The following is a 7,391-nucleotide window of genomic DNA, read 5'->3' on the forward strand; positions in this document are numbered from 1 at the left end:
CCTGCCCGCCGGTCAGGCCCGGCCGGTCGATCTGGGCGCCTGGGCTCGGGCGGAGTGGCAGATCGAAAACAGGGTGCACTATGTACGAGATGTCACGTTACGTGAAGATGCGCATCAAGCCCGGACCGGGAACGGACCCGCTGTCTTCGCCACCCTCCGTAACACCTCGATCGGGCACCACCGCCTCAACGGCGCCACCAACATCGCCGAAGCCACCCGCGAAGCCAGCCAGCGTCCCCACGACCTCATCACCGCTGTGACCACCGGAAAACCGACCGTGAACAGGCTAAACGGCACTACGCAATAGCCCTGGGGTTGCAGTACCAGCCAGCGGCGCCGCCGTCGGGCATGACCACGATGATCTCCCGGCCGGCGGTCAGATTCATGATGTTCTCGTGCATGTGGAAGTGACGGAAGTCCTGCTGGCCACCGTGCAGCAGGTACAGCACGGGGTAGCGTTTGCCGCTGGTGTGGTAGCCGTCGGGCAGCAGGACATTGACGGCGGGATCCCATCCGATCGCGCTGGTGGAGAAGCGGTAGTACTGCAGCCGGTCGGTGTGAATGGTGGGCGGACTGACGACGCGGAGGCCGAACCCGTCACCGACGGCGTGGGCCGGATTCGGTATGAGGGCGGGGGCGCCGAACGCCCCGACGGCGGCTGCGGCTGCCGTGCCGGTGAGGAGGCGGCGGCGACTCAGCGGGGTCGGCTGCGCATGCGGGGTCATGGTTGCTCCCTGAGGTGGGTGGCTTGCTTCTGGATTGGGGAATGGATGTGGGGTGGTGACGCTGCTCAGCTAGGGGTGATCCAGGTGCCCTGGTCGGGGTGCCAGTGGATGGTGGCTTGTTGGAAGCGCTGGTACTTGCCGTCGCCCTCGTCAAGCTCGTCGGTGCGGGGGTAGCCCAGAACGGCTTCGCTACCGGCGTCGTGGAAGGCGTCGTAGATAGCACCGTGCACGGTGTGGGCTCCGGTTTCTGGTGACCAGAGAAACAGACCGTGCTCGAAGAACTGGAAACGCCCGCGAGTGCCGTCGGGTGCTTGGGCGGCCTCCGCCTCGTCCATGGTGGGGAAGCCCCAGCGTCGCTCGGCGTCGGTGGCCCAGAAGGCGGTGAGAATGTCGCCGTAGATGGCATGGGCGATGTCGGGCCGCCACAGGATGATTCCGTTTTGGAACTGCTGGAACCGCCCACCCAACAGGGCGTCCTCTTCGGCGCGGATCGGCCAACCGAGTGCGCTGCCCGGACCGCCCATGCTGTGGTACTTCACCCCGATCGTGCCGTACGGCTGGAACGCCTCCTCCCGCAACGCTCGGGCAATCTCCTCCGCCTCGTCGTACCGCGACGGGAACGCGGAACGCTGCACGGCCTGCGCGAGTTGACCGGCCGTGCTGCCCTCCATCCCAGGCTCCATCTGCTGGGCCACCTCGAAGAACTTGTTCGCCGCGTAGTCGACGTCGAGGCACTGGGCGGGCTGGCACCAGCCCTGGGAGGGGCGCTGCTGGAACACCCCGAGCGAGTCCCGGTCCCCGCAGTTCAGGTTGTTCATCCGGGACTCGACCCAGCCCGCCTCGAAGCCCGCCAGCATGACCTTGTCCGACACACCGCGGCGTTGGCCCACCTCATAGACTTTGCGGGTCACCGCGATGTCCCGCTCCGGGGGGATGAAACAGAATGTCGAGACCGGGTCCGGCTCCGAGATCGTGGGTCGCTGGGCCTGGGCCTGGGCCGGGCTGCTCAGGGCGATGACGGCGGTCAGGGTCGTCACCGCCAGCAACACCATCGTCGCCGGTCTCGTCGGAGATGAGCCGGTGCCGCGCATGGGAACCTCCTCTGCTCGGGCAATTCGAACGGACCGCATCACTGCGGTTGGGCTGGTTGCCGCGATGCCAACGGCCGGCGTTTCCGGCTGGTCAGGGTCAGCTGGCCGAGTCGAACGACGCCTCGAGCTGCGGGAGATAGCCGGCGATCGCCGGGGCCCAGCAGCCATAGTTATGACCGCCATTACACGTGGGCGCCAAGGTGGAGCCGTCTCCGTAGTTGACGGTGTGGTGGGGGATACCGAGGTCGTCGAGGCGGTCCCCGGCAGTCGCGAGGGCGACGGCGGTGAAAAGCTCGACGGCGTCCCCGTCGCCGGTGTAGAGCGCGATGGTGGTGTCAGCCAACTTGGCGAGGTTGGCCGATGCGGCCGGGTTGACTTCGTTCCAGATCCGGTCGGCGTTGAGGATGGGATATGGCGAGCCGAAAATAGCGTCGCTGTCGACGTACGGGCCTACGCTGGCGCAGGTGCCCTCCGGCACGGAGCTGCATACCAGGCCGGGGAGGTTGAGTTCCATGGCCAGGACGACCGCACGGATCGCCGCCATGCTTAAGTCGATCCCACCGGAGAACGAGGCGACGTGACCGAACAGGTCGGGGCGGGCCTGCGCGTAGTGCAGCGATCCGAAGCCGCCCATCGACAGACCGATGAGGGCCCGGTGGTTCCGGTCGGTGCGGGTACGCAGGTTGGCGTCGATGAAGGGGACGACCTGTTCGGTGTGGAAGGTCTCCCAGTTGGCCGCGCCGAGGGCGGTGTTCTGCATGACCCAGTCGGCGTACCAACCCTTGAGCCCGCCGTTCGGAGCCACCGTGATCATCGAATTTGAGCGCAGGGCCGGGACGGCCGCCACGTCGTTCGGGCGGCCGCCCCCACCGTGCAGGAAGTACGCGACCGGCCAGCGCTTCTCGGGTTCGGTGGCGTAGTCGGCGGGAAGGAACACGCGGATCTTGTGTTGGCCGGACAACTGCGCGGTCGTCACGGTGAGGGTGAGGTCGGTGCTGGAGTGGGCCTCTTTACCGACGATGGTCAGACCGTGGCCGTTGGTAAAGCTCGGGATCTCGACGGGTTCGGCCTGCGCCGCCGATCCGGCGACCGCGACCACCGCTACCGCGGCGACGGTGGCGGCGGCGGGGAGCCGCAGGAACGACCGGGTCCGGTCGGAGAACAGCCGGGTTCTCATGGGTGTGTGGTCCCTTCCTCGAGACGGTCACCGGCCTTGGTTGCTGGCAGTCGGCTGGCAGCAACGCGGAGCGGCCGGTGAGGCGTCGATTCCTCGTCCGGGCACCACTGATGGTGGTATTCGGGCAGGTGCGGAGGACAGGCCACAACACCGGCCATTCGTGACCGGGCCGGCACCCCGCGGCAACACCCGCCCTGGCGACGACGGGGCGGGTGCGGTTCAGAGCGTGCCGATGAACTGGCTGACGTGGTAGGCGGTGGTCCTGCCGCCGTCGGGTGTCTTGGTCCAAGTCGAGACCAGAAGGTGCAGGTCGTTGACGTGCCGGCTGGACCACGGGTGGATGAACCCGCCGTAGAGCCCTGGCTCCTGCCACGGGGTGATCTGCACCTTCTCCGCCGTCCAGTCCTGGTCCGGCCCGGCAGCCGTACGGGTGACGACGCAACCGGTGACGCAGTTGAGGTACGACATCACCCAGGTGCCGTCGGCGAGCCGCCGGACCGACGGCTCCCCGAACGAGCCGGTCAGGATCGGCGTGCAGGGCCGTCCCCAGCCCCAGTCGCTGCCGTTCCAACCCCAGCCCTGGTACGACTCGGGATAGAAGAGCTGGTCCCAGAAGACCCGACGAAGCATCATCGGGCCGTCCTGGCGCCCCGGGCGCACGGAGAAGACGTACACCCAGTCGCCGTCGCGCTGCATCGTCCACATCTGGTACGGGTCGGTGTTGGTGCCGTCGTTCCACCACTTCAGCGGAGTGCGAACGAACTCGTTGCCGTTGTCGCTGAAGGCCAGCCCGGCGTAGCGCGATCGCCAGTGGGGTCCGGGTTGCCCGGGTGGCGTCCAGTACTCGATGCTCATGTACGAGATCACCTGCCGGCCGGTCTCCGGGAAGCTGATGCCGTCGTTGGGAATGACGGTCACCTCCCAGAGACCGTCGATGCCGATACCCCCGTGACCGTTGTGCATCAGCTCCGGGGCCCGTCCGTCACCGGCGACTCCAGCCGCGCTGTCAAAGATCACGCCGTCGGCAGCAGCCGGATGGATGTTGGAGCGCAGCATCACCGGCGAGCGCCAGTCGTTCGGCAGCGGCGGACCCTCCGGCCACGGGGTGTTGAAGGTGTCTCCGAAGAGGTATCCGATGGAGCCGTTCTCCAACACGTAGGGGATGCCGAGGTCGGTGCCGGCGACCTGCCACCGGTGGTGGGTGTCCAGGTCGGCGCCGGTGAGGCGCTTCTTCCAGGAGGCGGCCCGGGCCGAGTCGGGGGCAAGTAGCCCACCGGCCGCGACGGCGGTGCCGACCAGGGCGGCCCGACCGAGCAGGGTACGACGATTGATGGTCATCCTGGTAAGGAAATCGGCGGCCGCGACAGTGGTCAAGTGGGCACCGGTTGTTGACAGCCATCGTGATAGGTCGCCAGACTCGCGGCGTCGAAGCGCAACACCGGCATCACCGGTCGTCCGGCAGGAGCGTCGCGTCATGACCAGAGCTGCACCTCGAGCAGGACTCGCCGTGATTCTCACGGTATGCCTGGTGGCCGCGGGTCTTTCCCTGAGTGCGTCGCCCGCACAGGCCGCCCCCGTTTTCAAGGCTCCGTTTCCGTGTGGTCAAGAGTGGACTTACAGCCACCACAGCAGTGAGGTGCGCCAGGCACTCGATTTCATCCGTGCCGACGGCGGCGCCACCGACGGTGCCCCCGTACTCGCCTCCGCTGCCGGCACCGCCTACCGGCACTCGCAGCCGGGTGGCGCGGGCAACTACATCGTCATCGATCACGGTGGCGGGTGGCAGACCTACTACTTTCATCTCTCCGCGTTCTCGGTGGCAGCTGGCGCGGACGTCAGCCAGGGGCAGCAGATCGGGCTGACCGGAAACACCGGTAACTCCTTCGGCGCACACATCCACTACGAGCAGCTCCACAACGGGGTGGGGCAGACCATCGTCATCAACGGTGGGTCGCTGGCGCCGTATCCGGGCTCATACCACCAGCGCTACCTCACCAGCGACAACTGCGGTCGCCCCACCGAAACTGTCGCGGGGCGGGCGTTCGGGTTCGGTGGCGGCCAGCACTATGTGGCCGCCGGATCTGCCGGGACCCTGCAGCACCTGTCGTGGTCGCCGGAGTCGGGGGTGGTGCGGGCGGACTGGGGCGGCGGGTCGTTGACCGGTAAGGCGGTGGGGTACGCGCACGCCAACCAGCAGCACGTGTTCGCCCGGGGAAGCGACAACACGTTGCGACACTGGTGGTTCGCACCGGGAATGGACGCACCGGGGATGGACAACTGGGACACGGAGGGACGGGTCCATTCGAATCCCACCGGGTTCGCGTACGGCAATCAGCAGCATGTCTTCTACCGGAACCCGGACGGGCGGTTGGAGCATCGGTTCTACGACCTCGACACGGGTCAGGTCACGGGTGGGGTGTGGCCCGGTGGAGCGTTCGTCGGGAACCCGTACGCGTTCGTGCACCGCGACCAGCAGCACATCTTCGGCCGCACCGCCTCCGGCGGACTGATCCACTGGTACTGGTGGCCGGGGATCAGCCCCAGTACCGACGACTGGGGTGTCACCTCGGGTGTGGCCTCAGACCCGACGGGATTCTCCTACGGCGGAAACCAGCACCACGTGTTCTTCCGTAACAGTGACGGCGACCTCGCCCACCGGTTCTTCGACGACCCGTCGGGCACCTTCGGGGGCGATGTCTGGCCGGGCGGAGCGTTCGTCGGCAACCCGCACGCCTTCGTGCACCGCGACCAGCAGCACATCTTCGGCCGCACCGCGTCGGGAGACCTGGTGCACTGGTACTGGTGGCCCGGGATCGACCCCGGCGTGGACAACTGGGGTGCGCGTGGCGTCGTGACCGGCGACCCGGCTGGCCTGTCCGCTCCCGGACAGCACCACGTGTTCTACCGGCTCGGCAACGGCACCCTCGAACATCGCTTCGTCAGCGACGCCACCGGCCAGCTCGTCACCGACAACTGGGGCGGATCACTCGCACCGTGACGAGCCAGTAAGGGACTCCACCTGGTAGTAGTAAAAGCCGTTGATGCCGTTGCTCACCGCGGTGGCGAGTAGGGCGACTTCCGTTCGCTCGCCCCCACCACCGACCGACAGCGAGCAGGCTGGATACTGCATCCTGCAGGTAGGTGCGAGAGGGGTTGATCATGAGTTCGGACGAGGTCAGCGCGGCCGACCCGCGTACCGGGACGATAGCGTCGATACTGGACGGTGCTACCGGCTGGGAACCTCTCTCCGGCGGGCTCGCCCACCACGTGCAGCGGGTCCGGCTCGCCGATGGCCGGCCGGCCGTAGTCAAGCAGACCCCGGCGTCCTCGCAGAACCCGCCCGGCATGTTCGCCCTGGAAGCCGCGGGGCTACGCGCCCTCCGCGACATCGGAGGCGTTCCGACCCCCGAGGTCTACGAGGTGACCGAGCACCATCTCGTCCTAGCCGCTCTGGCTCCCCGCCCCGACACCGACCGGTACTGGGAAGAAGCCGGCCGTACGATCGCCCGGCTGCACTCCGTTGCGGGCAGCACCTTCGGCTGGCCCGAGGACGGTTGGCTCGGCCTACTCCCCCAGTACAACAAGCAGTCCAGCGACGGCCACGAGTTCTTCGCCACCCACCGGCTACTGCGTTACGTGACCGAGCCGAAGGTCCAACAGGTCCTGGACCCGACCGACCGGGCCCGACTGGAACGCATCTGCCAACGGCTACCCGAACTGCTCCCACCCGCCCCCGCCGTGCTCACCCACGGCGACCTCTGGCGCAACAACCTCATCGCCACCGACCAGGGCACCCCCGTACTCATCGACCCCGCGGTGCACTGGAACTGGGCCGAGGCCGACCTCAGCATGATCTACAGCGTTGACCGCCCACCCGAGCCCTTCTTCGCCGCCTACGAGGAGGCCGCCACCCCCCAACCGGGCTGGCGGGACCGCATGGACCTGCTCAACCTCCGCGAACAGCTCAGCGTCCTCGCCCACTTCGGCTCCGACCTTCCGGACTGGATCCGCGACACCAAAGCCGTGCTGCGCAAATACAGCTGAACAGTGAGCTTCGGCCGGCACCGGGCGCCGCGGTGGCCAGAAGAAGCTAGTGCCGTGACCACGAACGTTCACGGTGTTGGTTGACACGCCGTCTGGCCTGCCGGCCGGGCGGCGTCGTGGCGGTCAGGCTGTGGCGGTGGCAGAACTCGTTCGCGTTCGGCGGCTCAGTGACCAGGAGGGTCAGCAGCTGCTGAGGATCACTCGTAGAGGTACCGGCTCGCCGATCCGGTTGCGGCGGTCGATGGTCGTGCTCGCTTCGGCTGGTGGGAACACGGTGCCGGCGATCGCCCGTCTCGTCCAAGCCGATGAGGACACGATCCGGCAGGTCATCCACCGGTTCAACGAGATGGGGAT

The 7,391-nt window shown here is 67.6% G+C and carries 7 protein-coding genes and 2 pseudogenes; 4 read left to right on the forward strand and 5 right to left on the reverse strand.

Annotation, left to right across the window (positions count from 1 at the left end; genetic code table 11):
• Window positions 1-307 (forward strand): annotated as a pseudogene (locus T398_RS26270) (ISAs1 family transposase); the annotation flags it as partial.
• Between the two features lie 4 nt (window positions 308-311).
• Here the strand turns inward: T398_RS26270 and T398_RS26275 are convergent.
• The 4 genes and pseudogenes from T398_RS26275 to T398_RS26290 all read right to left on the reverse strand — a co-directional run.
• Window positions 312-725, reverse strand: a pseudogene (locus T398_RS26275) (alpha/beta hydrolase-fold protein); the annotation flags it as partial.
• A 65-nt stretch (window positions 726-790) separates the two neighbouring features.
• Entirely contained in the window at window positions 791-1,816 is a 1,026-nt protein-coding gene (locus tag T398_RS26280; RefSeq protein WP_496450496.1) for an LGFP repeat-containing protein, read from the reverse strand.
• 97 nt (window positions 1,817-1,913) lie between these two features.
• Window positions 1,914-2,993: an alpha/beta hydrolase gene (locus T398_RS26285; RefSeq protein WP_496450497.1), complete on the reverse strand. Its 1,080-nt coding sequence runs from the start codon at window positions 2,991-2,993 to the stop codon at window positions 1,914-1,916.
• Between the two features lie 219 nt (window positions 2,994-3,212).
• Window positions 3,213-4,331, reverse strand: a complete 1,119-nt coding sequence (locus T398_RS26290) for a glycoside hydrolase family 183 protein (RefSeq protein ID WP_496450498.1) — start codon at window positions 4,329-4,331, stop codon at window positions 3,213-3,215.
• 136 nt (window positions 4,332-4,467) lie between these two features.
• Between T398_RS26290 and T398_RS26295 the strand changes: the two genes are divergently transcribed.
• A complete protein-coding gene (locus tag T398_RS26295) occupies window positions 4,468-5,991 on the forward strand; it encodes a peptidoglycan DD-metalloendopeptidase family protein (RefSeq protein ID WP_496450499.1) in 1,524 nt (507 codons plus the stop codon).
• On the opposite strand, the gene T398_RS26300 is transcribed toward T398_RS26295, so the two are convergent.
• Window positions 5,977-6,123: a hypothetical protein gene (locus T398_RS26300; protein ID WP_496450500.1), complete on the reverse strand. Its 147-nt coding sequence runs from the start codon at window positions 6,121-6,123 to the stop codon at window positions 5,977-5,979. The two genes, T398_RS26295 and T398_RS26300, sit on opposite strands and share 15 nt — an antisense overlap.
• A gap of 29 nt (window positions 6,124-6,152) precedes the next feature.
• Between T398_RS26300 and T398_RS26305 the strand changes: the two genes are divergently transcribed.
• A complete protein-coding gene (locus T398_RS26305; protein WP_496450501.1) occupies window positions 6,153-7,037 on the forward strand; it encodes a fructosamine kinase family protein in 885 nt (294 codons plus the stop codon).
• A gap of 136 nt (window positions 7,038-7,173) precedes the next feature.
• Window positions 7,174-7,391: helix-turn-helix domain-containing protein (locus T398_RS26310; protein ID WP_496449516.1), on the forward strand; the 218-nt coding region annotated here is incomplete at its 3' end.

This window comes from Salinispora goodfellowii, assembly GCF_059570675.1.

What these genes read in the sequence shown, in the direction of transcription:
- T398_RS26285 (WP_496450497.1), bottom strand. Translation starts at nt 2,993, where the DNA reads ATGAGAACCCGGCTGTTCTCCGACCGGACCCGGTCGTTCCTGCGGCTC.
- T398_RS26305 (WP_496450501.1), top strand. Translation starts at nt 6,153, where the DNA reads ATGAGTTCGGACGAGGTCAGCGCGGCCGACCCGCGTACCGGGACGATA.
- T398_RS26295 (WP_496450499.1), top strand. Translation starts at nt 4,468, where the DNA reads ATGACCAGAGCTGCACCTCGAGCAGGACTCGCCGTGATTCTCACGGTA.
- T398_RS26290 (WP_496450498.1), bottom strand. Translation starts at nt 4,331, where the DNA reads ATGACCATCAATCGTCGTACCCTGCTCGGTCGGGCCGCCCTGGTCGGC.
- T398_RS26300 (WP_496450500.1), bottom strand. Translation starts at nt 6,123, where the DNA reads ATGCAGTATCCAGCCTGCTCGCTGTCGGTCGGTGGTGGGGGCGAGCGA.
- T398_RS26280 (WP_496450496.1), bottom strand. Translation starts at nt 1,816, where the DNA reads ATGCGCGGCACCGGCTCATCTCCGACGAGACCGGCGACGATGGTGTTG.